The sequence below is a fragment of the Arcobacter arenosus genome, from assembly GCF_005771535.1.
Taxonomy (GTDB): Bacteria; Campylobacterota; Campylobacteria; order Campylobacterales; family Arcobacteraceae; genus Halarcobacter; species Halarcobacter arenosus.
Map to the genome: position 1 here is coordinate 95,189 of NZ_VANU01000004.1, position 17,022 is coordinate 112,210.

The 17,022-nt window shown below is 28.4% G+C and carries 20 protein-coding genes; 5 read left to right on the top strand and 15 right to left on the bottom strand.

Features of this window, described 5'->3' with window-relative positions; translation table 11 throughout:
- Window positions 1-94: 94 nt before the first annotated feature.
- From FDK22_RS09610 to FDK22_RS09620, 3 genes are all read right to left on the bottom strand, one after another.
- Window positions 95-658: a hypothetical protein gene (locus tag FDK22_RS09610; protein WP_138152714.1), complete on the bottom strand. Its 564-nt coding sequence runs from the start codon at window positions 656-658 to the stop codon at window positions 95-97.
- Window positions 659-723: 65 nt separating this feature from the next.
- On the bottom strand, window positions 724-2,280 hold the full coding sequence (locus FDK22_RS09615; protein WP_138152715.1) for an FMN-binding glutamate synthase family protein: 1,557 nt from the start codon (window positions 2,278-2,280) through the stop codon (window positions 724-726).
- 57 nt (window positions 2,281-2,337) lie between these two features.
- Window positions 2,338-2,757 (bottom strand): ArsC/Spx/MgsR family protein, encoded by a 420-nt coding sequence (locus FDK22_RS09620; protein WP_138152716.1) that lies wholly within the window; start codon window positions 2,755-2,757, stop codon window positions 2,338-2,340.
- Window positions 2,758-2,861: 104 nt separating this feature from the next.
- Here FDK22_RS09620 and FDK22_RS09625 point away from each other — a divergent pair, with 104 nt between their 5' ends.
- Window positions 2,862-4,034, top strand: a complete 1,173-nt coding sequence (locus FDK22_RS09625; RefSeq protein WP_171012961.1) for an aldo/keto reductase — start codon at window positions 2,862-2,864, stop codon at window positions 4,032-4,034.
- On the opposite strand, the gene FDK22_RS09630 is transcribed toward FDK22_RS09625, so the two are convergent.
- Complete coding sequence (locus FDK22_RS09630; protein ID WP_138152718.1) at window positions 4,014-4,910, bottom strand: nucleoside recognition protein; 897 nt, start codon at window positions 4,908-4,910, stop codon at window positions 4,014-4,016. The genes FDK22_RS09625 and FDK22_RS09630 overlap by 21 nt on opposite strands.
- 2 nt (window positions 4,911-4,912) lie before the next feature.
- The gene (locus FDK22_RS09635; protein WP_138152719.1) at window positions 4,913-5,872 is read right to left on the bottom strand and encodes a C-terminal binding protein; all 960 of its coding nucleotides are present in this window, start codon (window positions 5,870-5,872) and stop codon (window positions 4,913-4,915) included.
- A 189-nt stretch (window positions 5,873-6,061) separates the two neighbouring features.
- On the opposite strand from FDK22_RS09635, the gene FDK22_RS09640 reads away from it, so the two are divergent.
- Window positions 6,062-6,571: a hypothetical protein gene (locus FDK22_RS09640; RefSeq protein WP_138152720.1), complete on the top strand. Its 510-nt coding sequence runs from the start codon at window positions 6,062-6,064 to the stop codon at window positions 6,569-6,571.
- A 318-nt stretch (window positions 6,572-6,889) separates the two neighbouring features.
- The gene (locus tag FDK22_RS09645) at window positions 6,890-7,423 is read left to right on the top strand and encodes an REP-associated tyrosine transposase (RefSeq protein WP_138152721.1); all 534 of its coding nucleotides are present in this window, start codon (window positions 6,890-6,892) and stop codon (window positions 7,421-7,423) included.
- Window positions 7,424-7,509: 86 nt separating this feature from the next.
- On the opposite strand, the gene FDK22_RS09650 is transcribed toward FDK22_RS09645, so the two are convergent.
- The 4 genes from FDK22_RS09650 to FDK22_RS09665 are packed head-to-tail and all read right to left on the bottom strand — an operon-like array spanning window position 7,510 to window position 10,793.
- Window positions 7,510-8,214: a hypothetical protein gene (locus FDK22_RS09650; protein ID WP_138152722.1), complete on the bottom strand. Its 705-nt coding sequence runs from the start codon at window positions 8,212-8,214 to the stop codon at window positions 7,510-7,512.
- On the bottom strand, window positions 8,186-9,406 hold the full coding sequence (locus tag FDK22_RS09655) for a vWA domain-containing protein (protein WP_171012962.1): 1,221 nt from the start codon (window positions 9,404-9,406) through the stop codon (window positions 8,186-8,188). Before FDK22_RS09655 ends, FDK22_RS09650 begins: the two co-directional genes overlap by 29 nt.
- Window positions 9,387-10,394 carry an ATP-binding protein gene (locus FDK22_RS09660; RefSeq protein WP_138152724.1) on the bottom strand — a complete coding sequence of 336 codons (1,008 nt, stop codon included), beginning with the start codon at window positions 10,392-10,394 and terminating at the stop codon, window positions 9,387-9,389. The genes FDK22_RS09655 and FDK22_RS09660 overlap by 20 nt, the downstream gene beginning before the upstream one ends.
- Window positions 10,395-10,400: 6 nt before the next feature.
- Window positions 10,401-10,793: a bacteriohemerythrin gene (locus FDK22_RS09665; protein WP_138152725.1), complete on the bottom strand. Its 393-nt coding sequence runs from the start codon at window positions 10,791-10,793 to the stop codon at window positions 10,401-10,403.
- 105 nt (window positions 10,794-10,898) lie between these two features.
- Here FDK22_RS09665 and sfsA point away from each other — a divergent pair, with 105 nt between their 5' ends.
- On the top strand, window positions 10,899-11,597 hold the full coding sequence (gene sfsA / locus FDK22_RS09670; protein WP_138152726.1) for a DNA/RNA nuclease SfsA: 699 nt from the start codon (window positions 10,899-10,901) through the stop codon (window positions 11,595-11,597).
- Between the two features lie 112 nt (window positions 11,598-11,709).
- A complete protein-coding gene (locus FDK22_RS09675) occupies window positions 11,710-11,919 on the top strand; it encodes a YgaP-like transmembrane domain (protein WP_138152727.1) in 210 nt (69 codons plus the stop codon).
- Here FDK22_RS09675 and FDK22_RS09680 read toward each other — a convergent pair.
- The 6 genes from FDK22_RS09680 to FDK22_RS09705 all read right to left on the bottom strand — a co-directional run bounded on the left by FDK22_RS09680 (window position 11,916) and on the right by FDK22_RS09705 (window position 16,911).
- Window positions 11,916-13,004, bottom strand: coding sequence for a PQQ-dependent sugar dehydrogenase (locus FDK22_RS09680; protein WP_138152728.1), 1,089 nt, complete (start codon window positions 13,002-13,004; stop codon window positions 11,916-11,918). The genes FDK22_RS09675 and FDK22_RS09680 overlap by 4 nt on opposite strands.
- Window positions 13,005-13,104: 100 nt before the next feature.
- Window positions 13,105-13,809, bottom strand: coding sequence for an alpha/beta fold hydrolase (locus FDK22_RS09685; RefSeq protein WP_138152729.1), 705 nt, complete (start codon window positions 13,807-13,809; stop codon window positions 13,105-13,107).
- 65 nt (window positions 13,810-13,874) lie between these two features.
- On the bottom strand, window positions 13,875-14,609 hold the full coding sequence (locus tag FDK22_RS09690; RefSeq protein WP_138152730.1) for an IclR family transcriptional regulator: 735 nt from the start codon (window positions 14,607-14,609) through the stop codon (window positions 13,875-13,877).
- Window positions 14,610-14,655: 46 nt separating this feature from the next.
- A complete protein-coding gene (locus FDK22_RS09695) occupies window positions 14,656-15,216 on the bottom strand; it encodes a DJ-1/PfpI family protein (RefSeq protein WP_138152731.1) in 561 nt (186 codons plus the stop codon).
- Window positions 15,217-15,322: 106 nt separating this feature from the next.
- The gene (locus FDK22_RS09700; RefSeq protein ID WP_138152732.1) at window positions 15,323-16,459 is read right to left on the bottom strand and encodes a DUF3095 family protein; all 1,137 of its coding nucleotides are present in this window, start codon (window positions 16,457-16,459) and stop codon (window positions 15,323-15,325) included.
- Window positions 16,460-16,470: 11 nt separating this feature from the next.
- A complete protein-coding gene (locus tag FDK22_RS09705; protein ID WP_138152733.1) occupies window positions 16,471-16,911 on the bottom strand; it encodes a globin domain-containing protein in 441 nt (146 codons plus the stop codon).
- Window positions 16,912-17,022 lie beyond the last annotated feature (111 nt).

Consider the following 17,022-nt stretch of genomic DNA (forward strand, 5'->3'; position numbering starts at 1 on the left):
CAGTTTATTATTATGCTACTTTATTTTCTTTTATATAAATTGAAAAGATAGTTTCACTAAAAAATTAGTGAAACTAAAAATGGTGAAAGAGAGATTAAACTGCACCCATAAGTTGTTTTGAGCTTTCCCCTACAAAAGTTAACATCTCTTCATATGAGGCACTTGTTTCTTCTACATCAGTCCCAACCAATTCCTCATATACTGCTTCAATTTTTTCTTCTTGTTTTTTTAATCTTTTCATATCTGATTTATCTAAATCTGCTAGTTCTAAAAGTTCATTCCAAACAGAGCTTTCATCTAAAGGAAATGCCGTAAATTTAACACCTTCATACTCAAAAGTACCAGCTTTTTCTAAATCAGTCACATATAATAGATATAAACCACCTGATACTAAAAAATCTTTATATTTCTCTACTAGTGGTGCTAAGTCATGAAAACTTTCTAATTCACAAGCAAAAAACTTCATTGTATCATCAAGAATAGTAATTACTTGTTTTGCTTGAATCTTAGGAGGAAGTTTTCTATCAGGAGAGATTTGTTTTCCAGCTTCTACTATCAAAGCTCCTCTATATCCATATGTACCATCACTTAGTACACCTTGAAATGATGGTTGCCATGCTAATTCATTTTCCTTTAAAAACTCTACGAAATTTGCCATTTTTATTCCTTGTATTTATATTTGTTTAATATAATGCAAGAAATATTCCTTAAGATATTTAAACGCTACATAAATCTTTCAAAGCTTTTTGGATATGGAGTATTCAACAAATCACCTTTTTGCATAGGTGGAAACAATTCATCATATCTTTTATATGTAGTCTGGTCTAATCTTCTAAAAATATGTGTTCTATTTAGTTTGTGTGGATTATCAAGTCCTGCTGAAGCAATAATCTCAATAAAACTCTCTAAAGTTACTTCATGAAAATTTGCAACTCTTTGTTTTTTATCTTCAACTACAAGTCCTTTTGATAATCTCATATCTTGTGTAGCAACACCTGTTGGACAAGTGTTTTTATGACATTGTAAAGCCTGAATACATCCAAGACTTAACATCATTCCTCTAGCACTTGCTACTAAATCTGCTCCAAGGGCAAACACTTTAGCAATATCCATACCATTTAAAATCTTTCCAGAAGCAACAACTTTTATCTCATCTTTTAAATTAAATCCATTTAAACAATCAACTACAAAAACCAAAGCCTCTCTAAGTGGCATACCAACAGAGTTTGTATATTCCAAAGGAGCAGCCCCTGTTCCACCTTCTCCACCATCAACAGTTATAAAGTCTGGTCTAATATTGTGTTGAACCATTGCTTTACAAATATCTATAAACTCCTCTTTTCTTCCAACACAAAGTTTAAATCCAACTGGTTTTCCTTCACTTAAATCTCTTAATCTTTTAATAAACTTTAAAAGTCCTAAGCTTGAATTAAAAGTGCTGTGAGTTGGTGGGGAATCAACTTTAGTATGAGGTTTAACATCTCTATCTTCAGCTATCTCAAGGGTGTTTTTATTTGCTGGTAAAATCCCACCATGTCCAGGTTTTGCACCTTGTGAAAGTTTGATTTCAATCATTTTTACATTTTCATTTAAAGCTTTTTTTGCAAATTTTTCTTCATGAAAATTTCCATTTTCATCTCTACAACCAAAATACCCAGTTCCAATTTGCCATATTAAATCGCAATTTGATGTTAGATGATATCTACTTAATCCACCCTCACCTGTATTTAAAACAAATTTTCCAATTTTTGCCCCATGACCTAAAGCCATAATTGCATTTGCACTTAAAGCTCCAAAACTCATAGCAGAAACGTTTAAAATAGATGCATTATATGGGATTTTACAATCACTCCCACCTATTAATACCCTTGGGCTTAAGTCTAAATCATGGGCTTTTAAAGCATTTAAAGAGTGCCCTATCCATTCGTAACCCTCTTGATAAACATCCATTTTTGTTCCAAAAGGTATAGTGCTTTGTTGTTTTTTTGAACGTCTATAAACAACACTTCTTGCTTGTCTATTAATTGGCACACCATCTATATCTGATTCAATAAAATATTGTCTAATAGGGGGTCTAAGTTCTTCTAAAACCCATCTTATACGTCCAATTACAGGGAAGTTTCTCCATAAAGCATGTTTAGTTTGTTTTGTATCATAAACACCAACTGCAATTATAATTGCAAATATCAAAGCAAGCCATAGAAATGACAAATCAATAATAGAAAGAATAATTATAAAAATAGAACCAAAAATGATGATTTTTTGAAATAGTTTAGGCATAAGAAAGTCTCTTTTTTCTGTTTATTATACAAAAAATAGATTAAGTGAAGGATTCACCTAGTTACAAGTTTCATTACTACCTTCACATACTCCAATTTTTTTTGTAGTACTGATATTTAAATTTAAAGACTCATTTAACTTTTCTATATCAAATCCACAGATGTTACTTTCACCTGCAATAATCAAAGGTCTTTTTATCAAAATTGGATCACTAATCATTTTATAGATTAATTGTTCTTTTGTTATTGAATTTAGGTCTATCTCACCTTTTTTTATTTTTGGAGCAGATTCATTTACAATCTCATGTTTTTCCAATCCAATAAAAAATGACTCTAAAGTTTTTTTATCCCATTTTGTATCAAGTATTGATTTAACTTCAAGTTCAAGTCCATTTTCTTTTAGAAGCTCTTTTTGTTTTTTATTCCCTAAACAACCTGGTTTCTCATAAAAAACAATCTTTTTTTTAACATAAAACATCTTGACTCCTTAATTCTAATAATCCATATGCAAATATCATGCCTTTAATTGTTTACGGTATTATTTTTGCATATAATACTTTTTTTCAATTACAAAGGTATTACATGCTTTCAAAATATTCATTCGGAACTTACAGAACAACTTATCAAAATCCAATTCATAAAGAAGCATTAAATTATGCTTTAGATAATGGAATTACACATATTGACACATCATCAAATTATATGCATGGTGAAGCAGAGATTATGATAGGTCAAGTAATAGAAAACCGAAATAGAGAAGATTTTACTATTGTTTCAAAAGGTGGATATATACAAGGTGAAAACCTAAAAAGAGTTATGGAAGGTTTTAAGGTTGAAGATTTAGTAAGATATGATGAAAGCTGTTTTCATAGTATACATGAGGAGTTTCTAGAAGATCAAATCAATAGAAGTTTAGAGAGATTAAAAACAGACTATATAGATGTATATTTACTCCACAATCCTGAATACTACTTATTAAAAGAGATAAAAGTTGGTATGACAGAACAAGCTATTTTAAAACACCATGAGATTATGCAACAAAGAATAAAAAAAGCCTTTGCCTTTTTAGAATCAAAGGTTAAAGAGGGAAAAATAAAAGCCTATGGAATTAGTTCAAATTCCTTTGCAAAAAAAAGAATCAATTATCACTTTTTAGAATATAGACACTTAATAAATTATGCAAAAGAGATTGCTGGGGATAATCACCATTTTAAAGTAATACAACTTCCAATGAATATGTTTGAAAATGAGGGGGAAGAGTGTGCAAAATGGGCCTATGAAAATGGTTTAGAAGTTCATATTAATAGACCCTTAAATGCAATGAAAGATGATAAAATGATTAGGCTTGCTTCATATGAAGAGTGTATAAACTATGATTCCCTTTTATCACAAATTAGAGAGATAAATAATGATGCTTTTCAAGAGGTTATTGACCAAATTTTAAAAATAGAAAATGAATATAGGTGGGCAGGTGATGTTGATGATATTATTGAATACCAAGTAATCCCTTATATTGTTCAAAATATCAATCTTGACCCTGTTTATTTCCAATTAGTTGACAACTTTTTAAACTGCTACAAAAGTAATATAAAAAGTAGAATTTCAAAAGAAGTTGCAAAAGAACTAAATATAAATGGTCCAATAGATGGTGTTGCTTTAAAATATTTAGAACAAAAAGAGTATATTACAAGAATACTTGTTGGGATGAGAGATAAAAGATATGTAAAGAAGATTTTAGATTACTCTAAAATCTAATCTTTTACTATCCCTTTTTTTATACCATTGTAGTAGGATATATGAGATTATAATAGCTGCAATGGTTCTAATTACTACAACCATAGTAAAATCAGCTCCAAATATTACAAACAATAAAGTATCCTCAATAACAGCATGACAAATCATCAAAAATGTACCTATATAGAAAATATCATCCTTAGAGATATTTCCACTTTCAACCTCTTTTATTAAAATTCCAGCTCCATATGTAATACCTAAAATTATACCAACGGTTATAGAAAAGCCTTTACTAACATTTTTTTGTGATTGTTTAATAAAATTCCTACTTTTTATAAAATCCATCAAAAAAATCAATACTGTAATTAAAATAATTACGGTGATACTCAATTCAATTGAATTTAAAATAGAATTTTGCAATAAATCAACGATATTTTCATATGTTTGTTTTTCAAATACTTTATCTGTCAAACTTGCACTAAAAAAATTTGCAGGCATCAATGAAGTAAAAAAAGCAACTATAAAAGCACTTATTATCCTAAGGGTATATGAATAGAAATTACCTATTCCAATTTTTTTCATAATCACTCCCTCAACAGGAAGAGAATGGGCAATACCTACAAATACAGCCAAAATTGACCACTGATGAATACTTAAATCCAATGGCGCAGCAAAGGCAACAGAAGCATAAACATTTAAAAACATTCCACTAATAATAGCTAGTGATGTTTCTGGCGGTAAACCAATTATTGAAGTAAATGGTTCAATTAAAAAACTAATATAAGATAAAGTGTTATAGTAAAATAATATATCAGCAATTATATAAATTGGAATAATAAGTTTTAAAACTATCCACGCACTTTTTAATGACGATTTGAAACTTTCTTTATAATTCATAATTAATCTAATCCATTTACAATATTTATTGGTTTTTTACCATCTAGTACTCTTTTTACATTTAAAGCAGCTTTTTGTCTCATCTCAAAGTATGCTTTATCACTATAAAAAGCAGAATGGGGATTGATTATAAATCTTCCATCAAGCCATTTTTCTTTTGCCTTCCAAGCTTCAATTATCTTACAACTTTGAGGTGGTTCACTTGGAAGTACATCTAAACTAACACAATTTAAATGTCCAGATTTTAAGGGTTCATAAAATACATCTAAATCTTTAACAATAGCACCACGTGCTGTGTTTACAAAAGAACTTCCTGGTTTCATTTTAGAAATAAACTCTTCATCAATCATTGCATTTGTTTGTTTATTTAAAGGTGCATTTATAGAGATGATATCGCAAGTTTCAAGAAGCTCATCAAGATTATCAAATCTTTTTGCACCAAGCATTTTTTCAGTACCACTTGATAAATATGGGTCATAAAAATGTGTTTGAAATCTTAGAGCATTTGCTTTTAATAAAACACTTCCACCAATTCGCCCTGCTCCAATAACTCCTAGTTTATAATCACTTGTTCTTTTGATATATTTTAATGTGTTTGTTTGCCATGAGCCATCATCATACTCTCTACACTGATAATCATATCTAGTAATTCCACGGGCAATATTCATAATCATCGCAATTGCTGTATCACTTACTTCATCTGTCCCATAATCAGGAGTATTTGAAGCATAAATCCCTTTTGATTTGATATACTCTAAATCTTGAAATACATCATAACCTACCCCATATCTAACTAAAGCTTTTAGATTTGGCAATTTATCAATATATTCATTTGTAATTTTATGATGCCATACTAATAGTACTTCAATCCCCTCATGTAGTTCAGGTGATAATTCATCCCCTAAAACCTCTTTTTCTATATCAGGATTTGTAACTTTATCTGTTATATAAACTCTTTTCATAATATCTCCAAAATATCTATAAATATTAGATTGATATTTTAGTTAAAAAATGCAAAAAGAAAAGAATTTTTATACCCTAGTTCCCAAGCTGGAGCTTGGGAACTAGTTGAGAACTAGAAATTATAAATCATTTAAATTGTTATTAAGGGGGGGGAATAAAATATTCATAAAACCTTTGGAGTTATTATAATGGATAAAAAAACAATTGCAAGTATGGGATTAGTTGGATTATTAGGGACTGGATGTTCAGTAAATGGAGTTAAACCTTTAGATTTAAATGGAAAAACTTTAATTACTTATAATGTAAAAGATGAGGCTTTACAAAAGTCAAAATATTCTATTGATGAAAATGGTGTTTTAGTTGGGAATTATGTTTTAAAAGAATACCCAAGAGATTCTTCATTTAATTCAGGTCTTGGAGGAATTGAGTATAATAAAGCATTAAAAGAGATTGGTTGTGATAGTTTAAATGCTGTTAAATGTATTGAAAAAAATTTACCAACAAATGCTTTTTTTGAAAAAGATGGAGTTAAATCATATATTTTACCTCAAGAATTTGCAAATAAATTATGGGATGCAGTTGAGAAATATAATAAAAAATCAAATGCTATGAGTGGAGGAGATTCATCATCATCTAGTTCATCATCAGGAGGTTCCAGTGGTGGAAGTTCTGGTGGTTCTAATGGAGGAGGAATTTAATTAATTACTTTTAAATTAAGAATTAATTTTATTATTTTCTTTTTTGGTATTTTTTTCCTCGTTCCCAACGTCTCCGTTGGGAATGAATACTTAAATAAAAACTTTCAGTTTATTAACTTTAAACTCACATATGAATTCCCAAGCTGTAGCTTGGGAACTAGTGTTGGTGACTGGAGCTACTCACTCTCGTTCCCAATGTCCTCATTGGGAATGCATATATTAATTCCCAACTACAAAAACATTACAATATGTAATCAAATTAATTATATTTCCTATTATTCGCTAAACTTTAATATCAAATCATAAAAAGGATAGCAAATGGGAAGAAGTAGATATAAAGTTTTTGAAGAAACTTATCCACATTTTGTCACTTGCACAGTGCTTCATTGGATACCTATTTTTACAAGAATTGAAAGTACAAATATCATATTTGAATCTTTAAAATACCTACAAAAAAGTGATAATTTAAAAATCTACTCCTATGTAATACTTGAAAATCATCTTCATATGATAATAAGTAGTGATGATATTTCAAAAACTATGAAAAAATTCAAATCTTTTACAGCTAAAGAACTTATCAAACTTCTTCAAAAATCAAATGCTAAAACCATTCTTGACCAACTTGCTTTTTATAAAAAAGCCCATAAAACACAAACCACATATCAAGTTTGGCAAGAAGGGTTTCAACCAAAACTTATAAAAGATGAGAAAATGATGATTGAGCGGATTAATTATATTCATAATAATCCTATAAAAAGAGGATATATTGAGAAGGCTAAACATTGGAGATATAGTAGTGCAAGAGATTATGAAGATATAGAAGGATTGATTGAGGTTGAAAGATTCATATGAATTCCCAAGCTGAAGCTTGGGAACTAGTGTTGTGACTGGAGCTTGGGAACTAGTGGAAAAAATACAAAAAGTAAAGAAAAATCAACCTAGTCTATAAGTTTATTTGCAAGTTTTTCTATGACTTTTTTTTGTAGTATATGAATATCACTGTGTTTTATCCAAACTTTTACTTTTTGATTATAGTACTCAAGTATTAAAGAATGAATCTCATCTTTTTTCTCTTCTACTTGTTTTAAGAACTCTTTTAATTCACTCTCATCATACTCTTCAAAATCTTGTAGTTTTAGAAATAAAGATTCTTTATATTCATTATCTATAAATTCGCTACTTCTTTTTATAAACTTAGTAGCTTCTATCTCATCTGCTTTGATATCATTCCACTTTCTACCTGTTTTAAGTTGGTCAATTGCAACAGGCAAAAAAACAGGAACTATGTCTAATACTTGATTTAACTCAGTAAAATCATTATCAACCATTGCCCTAAAAAGCATTCTAGTTCTATTTCTAATTTTTACTCTTAGATTATCTTTTTTTATCACATCATCATTTAGTAATTGAAACCTTCTAAGAGCAGGCAGTTTTGAGTGATTAAAAGCCATAATTGATACTAAAGGTTCGACATCTGCAATTTGTTCTTCACAAGAACCATTTGGTCTACAAAAAGCCCAATAAAGTCTTGCTTCCATGTCTGGATGCTTTAAGTATTTTTCATCCCCAAGTGCTTCAAAATCATCCTCATCTTTTAACAATTCCACTTCATCTTTATAGGTCAAATTGAATAACTCTTCCAAAACTTTCAAACCTCTTTATATTTTTTTTCTCACTTATTATAAATAGTGTCTTGCAAACTAAACTTTCATGCATCTCAAATTCACCATCTGTTAAAACCATTAATAAATTATCACTTCTAATATCACTTGATTTTTTTAGATATCTTAATAGTTCGTCAAAATTGGTTCCACCGTCACTTTTAGGGATAAAAAGTTCCTTTTCTATCAAAGGATTAAAAGAATCAAATGAAATAATATACTCCTCTTTAACCTTTAAGTCAAAAGGCAGTACTTGTACTTTATACTCATAAAAACCTTCACAAACATCTTTTACAACACCCAAAAATTTCTTATATTCATCAAGTGTAACACTAGAACTACTATCAAGGGCAATAAAAACCTCTATCATCTCATCATTTTTTTTACTTCCAGGTAGATATAAATCATTATGAATAAATTTTCTATTTGGTCTTGAATATGTTGTAGTTTTTTCAAATAATGAAGCAGTTAAATACTCTTTTAGTGTATCTTGTAAAGATATCTCTGGCTTTATCAAAGTATCAATTTCTATTTGCATCCCTTGATACTCTTTTGAACTCTTTTTAGCAATAGAAAGTGCTTGGATTATAATTCCATCTAGTTTTTCTCTATCACCATCATTGGTTTTATCATCATTTACTTCTTCTAAATCCATCTTTGATTTATCATAGATATAAGCTTTTAACTTACCATTCTCTTTTGGTTTAGTTTTTATCTCATCATCTTTTTTTTCTTCTGAAGAACTTTTATTATTTTCTTCTTCTTTTCTAAGTATCTCATACACCTCTTCAACACATTTATTTTCTAAATCTAAATCTAGCATTTCATCTAATGGCATTTTTCCAATTTTTGAAAAGCTCGATAAAACTAAGTTAGTAACTAAATCACTAGCTTGATTCCAAAGTTTTTGTTCCCTAGTTTTTTGTCGAAAGGGGTGTTTTAAAACTATATGTAATAGTGTGTGAGCGTAAAGATAACTTATCTCATCATTAGAATATTTTTCTAGCTTTTTTATATCAACAGATATCTCTTTGCCATTAGTTTGAAAAGCACTATATTTATTTTTTCTAAAATTTGTAGGAATTGATAATGCTAATACCGAAAGAAAAGGATGATTAAATAAAAAATTAATTCTTATTTTCTTAAAAACTTCATCATATGATATACTCACCATACCGCTCCATCCAAGCATCAAATTCTTCAAGTTCTACTATATTTTCATCTTTGACTATTAAATCTTTTATTAGCATCACATTAAACTCAACGGGAAGATGTTTTGCATATTTAAATAGATTTTTTCCTTGAGTATTGTCTTTATACTTTTCAATAATAGCTGCACATAAAGCATACAAGGCGCTAGGTTCATTTGGTACAATATCACTTTGCCCATCTAAAATAGCATCTATATTAGGTAGTGTTTTATAAACCTTTACAAAAGAGATAAACTCAATTCCAGCACTAAAACCTACTGCACCATATACAATTGGGTGAATTCCATTTAAATTTTCATTTCTTTTTAAAATATTTGATAACATATTCCAAGCTCTTGGTGTACAAAAAGCAGGATTTGTTTCAGTTGAACTTGGAACTTCAGTACTAAGTAAATCTGGCCTAAAGCCTAAAAATCCTATGATAAATGGATGGATATCATTTTTGATTGCCCAAATTTTAAAGTCATCATATTTAGCTTCTAAAACAATATGAACCATTCTATTAATTAGTGGACTAGGAAGTTTAAAAACAATCCCCTTATCATCTATTTTATTTCCAGCACAAACTATTCTCCAAGCTTTTGGGAGTATATACTCCCCTATTTTTCTATCTAAAACTAACTGATAAATAGCTGCTTGTACTGATAGTGGAGCTGAGTTTAACTCATCTAGGAATAAAATACCTTTTGAGTTCTCATCTGAGGGTAAAAAAATAGGAGGCATCCATTTTGTTTGATTATTTGAGATTGTAGGGATTCCTCTTAAATCAACCGCATCAAGTTGAGAAAGTCTTACATCAATCAATTCTAAATCATTTTGTAAAGCTATATCATTTACAATATATGATTTACCTATTCCGGGACTTCCATGTATAAAACAAGGGATATCAGCATCTATTAAGGATTGTAGTTGATTATATAACTCTATAGTACCAATTGCAGGAGTAATCATTTAAAATCATCCTTTTTTAAATTGTTTTAAAAAACTAGCTAAATCGCTATCCATACTTATTAGATGTAAATCAAACCAATCTGGAAGTTTCTGTTTATAATAAGCTTTTAATAGTTGTTTGCCTATTGAAGTATTACTTTTTTCCAAAAAGAATTGCATTTCGTGTAATACTTTTTGATGCTCTTCTTTATGCTCCCTTGAAGTTGGATAATTAAATTGATCCATTTGTGATTCTTCATAAGAAAAATGTCTTTTTGTATGTTCGAATAACTCTTTTGTTTTATTTATTATACTACCAATTGAATTGTAGTCTGCGCCATTATATATTTGAACAAACTCTTTATGAATCTCATCCATTTCATTGTGTTTTAGAAGATGCTTATTATCTTGAAATTCCATATTTTTCTTACCATTTTTTATAGGCTTCTATGCAATAACTATACCTCCTTAAAAAAAACTCTTTTAAACAATATTTTGTATAATGCATTTTTTAAAGGAATAACAATGAAATTTGAAAAACTTATACATGGTAAATTAATAAAAAGATACAAAAGGTTTTTAGCTGACATAGTTTTAGATGATGGAAGTGAAATAACAGCCCATGTACCAAATAGTGGAGCAATGACAAGTTGCATTGAAGACAATTGTGATGTATGGATAACACACCATGATAATCCAAAAAGAAAATTAAAATATACCCTTGAACTTACAAAAATGGGAAAAGAGTTAATCTGTACAAATACAGGTGTTGCAAATAAAATTGCAATTGAAGCAATTGAAAATGGCGTAATAACTGAATTACAAGGTTATGATAATCTAAAACCAGAACAAAAATATGGAAATCAAAATAGTAGAATTGACATCTTATTGTGGAATAATGATAGTGATAAGAAATGTTTTGTCGAGATTAAAAGTGTAAGTTTAAATCTAGGGTCTACTTTAGCATTTCCAGATGCAAAAACAACTAGAGGTCAAAAACATTTAGAAGAATTAAGAGATATGGTAAAAGAGGGACATAGAGCTGTTATGCTTTATATAATACAAAGAACCGATTATCTTCCTTTTAGAATAGCCTATGAGATAGATAAAAAATATAATGAAATTTTTGAAGAGGTTATAAAACAAGGCGTTGAAGTTTTAGTTTACCAATCTTCTATAAATCATGAAGAGATAAAAGTGTTTAAAAAAGTTAAGTTTAAATAGAAATAACACAACAAAATATAATAAACTATAAGATTTTCTTAACATTTTTTATTAAAAATTGCTTAAGTTTCATAAGATATAATTATGAAAAAATCATAAAGGTTAGTTATATATGAATAAGTTTGACAAATTTAGAAGCTTTTGTAGAAAGTTTAGAATTATTATTGGAGTGGTTCTAATTGCTATTGGTTTCTTTACAGGAATTGTATGGTTCTATTTAGGAATTATTCCGTTAATTGCCGGTATTGTTGACTTTTGCCCAACATGTATGATTAGTAAGAAATGTACGCCAAAAAACTTACAACAAGAATCTCAAGCTTAATTGCTTGAGATTTTATAAATATTTCCACTATCAGTTGAAATAAAAAGTTCTCCATTTTTAGATTCAACTATATTTCTCATCCTCTCCCTTATGTTTTCTAGAAATCTTTCTTCTTTAACTAAAGATAAATCTTCACTAATTTCAACTTTATTTAAATGTCTTAATTTTAAAGCTGTAGCTAAAATTTTTCCATCTAATGATTTAAAAAGTTTACCATTATAAACAATAAGTGAACTAGGAGCAATTGATGGTATATAGACTTTTTTAGGTTGTATCATCCCTTTTTTATGTGTCCCCTCTCCCACATCTAAAGGTGCCCAATACTCTTTTCCATATGAAATAACTGGCCAACCATAATTTTTCCCTTTTTCAATTAAATTGATTTCATCTCCACCTCTTGGACCATGCTCAATACTCCATAAACGTTGAGTTTTTTTATCATAAAAAATTCCTTGTGGATTTCTATGACCATAACTATAAATTTCAGGAAGTTTTCCTCTACTTTTAACAAAAGGGTTATCACTAGGGATACTACCATCTAAATTTAATCTAATAATGGTACCTGCATGATTTGTTAAATCTTGAGCATATTTCCTAACTCCCCTATCTCCTATAGAAAAAAACAGGTGACCATTTTCATCAAATGTGATTCTACTACCAAAATGAACATTCTTATCTGTAGCAGAATCACTAACAAACAAATCTTTAAAATTTATAAGTTTTTCTCCATCGAATTTAGCACTTGCTAGTGTTGTAACACCTTGGTTATTTATAGATTTTGAATAAGTAAAATAAAAAGTTTTATCAGTATCAAAATTTGGAGATTTTTTAACATCCAATAGACCACCTTGACCATGATTATGAACATCAATTTTACCTATTAATGGTTTTAATTTTAAAGTGTCTAATTCTAAAACTAATATGTTACCAGCTTTTGTTGTAAGAATCATTCTTTTATCATCTATGAAGTCTATTCCCCATATTATCCCAAGATTTGTTTCTATTTTATTTATTTCAAATTTTTCGTCAGCAAATAAATTTATAGAGATAAAAAGAGTTAAGATGATTTTTAGTAAGTATTTCATTATAAACTCCTTAACATTGAATAATTAATTTTATGATTAAAAAGTTAAATAAGAATTAAGTGAAAAAAAGTAAATTCAAAATTTCAAAAAAGTAGCTTCTTTAAAAGCTACTTTCTTTTATCCATGATTTTATTAAGTCAGATAATAATTCAGGAGTTTCTAAAGGAAGCATATGAGAAGTACCCTCCCTTGATATTACTTCAATATTTGTATGTTCTTTTTTTATTTTTTTAAGGGATTCATGATTTATAAGTCTGTCATTTAATGAATAAAAAAACTTAATAGGGAATTTTAAAGAAATTAACTGCTTATAAATATCATCTCTTTTAAATGTACTTTCCATTTGAACATTATAAACATCTTTTCCCATAGAAGAAAACATATCCTGCACTAATGCAATTAGCTCTTCATTATCTCTATTTGATTCTTCTAATAAAGATTGAGTTTTTTTGTAAGATAAACCTTTAAATCCTAAATTGTTCATTTGTTGCAAGGTTAGTTTTCTTTTTTCAATTTCATCTTCATTCATTGAACTAGGAGTCCCAGCAACAAGCATTAGTTTTTTTATCTTTTGGGGAAACTTTGTAGCAAAATAGCATGCGGTATATCCACCTAAAGAAAAACCTAAAAGATTAATCTTTTCATCCTCTATTTGTTCATTTAATTGTTTTACGGATTGATCAAAATCACAAGTATGGGGTAAAGGTAAATGTATTAGTTCATAATCATCTAATAAAGGTATAAGTTTACTCCATAATCTTTCATCTGTCATAAGACCAGGAAGTAAATATATTTTTTCTTTCATTTTCTATCCAGTGTATAATAATTTTTTTGTCTTTAGTTTTTATCAAAATTTTTATTAAAACTTTACTAACAAATAATATTATATCCTTCAACTAAAGATGAAATCTCTTTACCTAGTAAATTTAATTTTTCCATTGTAAGTCGTTCTTTAGTACCAGATATTCCCACTGCACCAATTAATATATTTTCATGGTTAAATAAAGGAACAGCCGTACAACACATATTATCTTGGAATTCACTATAATCAATAGAATATCCATTTTTCTGAACATCTTCTAAAGTCTGATTTAGTTCTTCCAAATTTTTTATTGTATTATGAGTATATTGATTTAATTTTAAATTTTCTAAACTATAGTTACCAAATGCAAGTATTGATTTACCTAAAGCACTCGTATGTAAAGGTGTTTGAAGACCTATATTATTTCTAGTTTTAAGCTTTCTAGAACTATTATCAACTTGATTTAAATATAAAACTTTATTGTTATCAAAAATACCTAAATAAGCACACTCATTTGTCAGTTTTGATATCTCTTCTAATAGTGGTTTTGTTTTTTGAACAAGAAGTTGTATTTTTGTTTTTTTATTTTGTTCATTCTCTAAGCTTTTGGGAATAATCTCATTTGAATCATCTAAATATTCAATATAATCTTCATTGGATAATGTCTGTAAGATTCTTGACATAGTACTTTTATTTATATTCATTTTACTACAAAGAGTAGAAGCTTGAATAGGTTTTCCATAATTTACAATCTCTTTATAAACTTGTAAACCCTTAGATAGAGATTTCAAAGAATCTGACATTATAATCCTTTATGCAAAACTAATAAAAATTAGTTTTGCATATTTTCTATAAAAGTTCGTTAAATTTTGCTAACCAAGCAGGATGTGCAGGCCAAGCTGCTGCTGTAACTAAATGTCCATCAACATAAGCATCTTCAAAACCAATATCAACCCATGTTCCACCATTTGTATTAATATCAGGTGCACAAGCTGGATAAGCTGAACAAGTTTTATCTTTTACAATACCAGCTGCAACTAAAACTTGTGCTCCGTGGCAAACTGAAGCAATTGGTTTTTTCTCATTATCAAAATGTTTTACCATTTCAATAACTCTTCCATTAAGTCTGATATACTCTGGTGCTCTACCCCCTGGAATTAATAAAGCATCATATTTTGTTTCATCAATTTCATCAAAAGAAGCGTTTAATGTAAAATTGTGTCCAGGCTTTTCAGTATATGTCTGGTCACCTTCAAAATCATGAATTGCAGTTTTTATTTGCTCCCCTGCTTTTTTATCTGGGCAAATAACATCAACTTCATGACCTAACATTTTCAAACATTGAAAAGGCACCATCAATTCATAGTCTTCTACAAAGTCACCAGCAATAATTAATATCTTTTTTGACATCTCACTCTCCTATAATTAGATTTAGTTAATCTTATAGAAAGTGAATTTAATTGTAAACTTAGTAGAAAGATTAGTTTAAAATAGTTTCACTATATGAAACATAATTTTAATTTATCTCTTCTAACCTTTTTTTATATGCCTTTGCTGCAATTGCATATCCGCCATTTGTAGTATCCACAAAATGGATGTGTTTACCATGTCTTTCAAAAATCAAACATGTCATAAGTGCATGTTTTGACTTATTTATTCCATAAACAAGTTTTTTATTTTGGTACTCTTTTTCCAAATACTCTTCAAGTTTTTCCATCTGTTTATTACTAATAGAAAAAACCATTCTTACTATATTGTCGAACTTTTCAATATCTGTTGTTGAGATGATTCTTTTTTTATAATTTTCCCACTCACCAATTTTAAACTTCATTAAGAAAAGCCCTAAAAAATTTATAACTCTTAATTTAAATAAATTAAGCATTTTACCTAATGATGATTTTGATAAAAAAGAAGCTTCAACATTTAAATCTTTAGCCTTAAAACTTAGTAGCAATTTATTTTCATCAATTGGATGTCTTGAATTAGAATCACCAATAATTTTTTCAATATTTTCTAAAACCTCTTTATAATCTTTTTCATTAGGACATTTTAAAATAAATGACAAAGTCTCATCCTTTGACGATTCAATATAAGACCATCTGCACTCTAAACCTTCTAAATCTAACTCATAAAATTCATCTTTTTTATCTTTTATATGAAATTTATCATCAAGTTTTAGAAGATAATCAAAATAGTCTAAGCCCTCCCCTTTTATCAAAGCTTGTTCATGGTTTTGTGTAGGTTTATATTTAGCTATAAAAATCTCTTTTTCAAAACTTGAAAGTTTTTCTAAAGATATAGATCCAATTCTAAGCTCTAAGCCATAAGCCTCTTTTGCCATTTCCCTAACTGCAACTAAAGCACGCCTAGAACCTTTATAAGCACGCCTTGGTACTAAAATAAAAGCACCATCTCCACCAAAGATATAAGGAAGTTCTAAAGTTCTATCAACATTTAAAACAGAAATAATACTCATTGCACCAAGCATATTTATCTCTTTGTATTTTCCTTTTTCAATATTTTTTGTAGAATCTTTCACATCAGTTGCAAAAAGGTGCCAATCATTTGGTACTTTTGTATAAATATCAGAGTTTGATAACTCTGTGAAATCACTTATTGATTTAAGATTTTTATAAAAATAATAAGTTGCCATTTAACTCTTTTTTAATTTATTGGTTCAGGAGTATTAATCATCCAAATAGAAAAAATATCAACATAATCCCAAAACGACTTCTTTTCCTCTTCACTTAAATTTGTTTCCTCAATCGCTTTTGCAAACATCTCCAACCAAACTACCCTTGCACTAGGAGTAATTTTAAAAGGCATATGCCTTGCTACCATTCTAGGAGCTCCTCTACTTTCATTAAAATACTTTGGTCCTCCACAAATTTGAATAAAAAAATCTGCTGAGTGTTTTTTTGCCATTGCCAAAGATTGTTCATTTTCAGGGAAAAGATCTTTAATCTTACTTTCTACTAATAAATCATAGTGTCTACTTATTAAATTTCTCATACCTTCTTCTTTTAAAGTTGCTAATATTATTGGATTTGGAAGGCTTACATTTGGTCTGTTTCCCATTGAAGTTTCTGAAATAGTATATTGCATTTAATTCCTTTTTTGATTTGTAAAAATATACACTTTTAATAATTTATAAATTATATGAAAATAAGGTAAATTAAAAAATTAAACAAATTTTGATAAAATTTAAAAAAACTT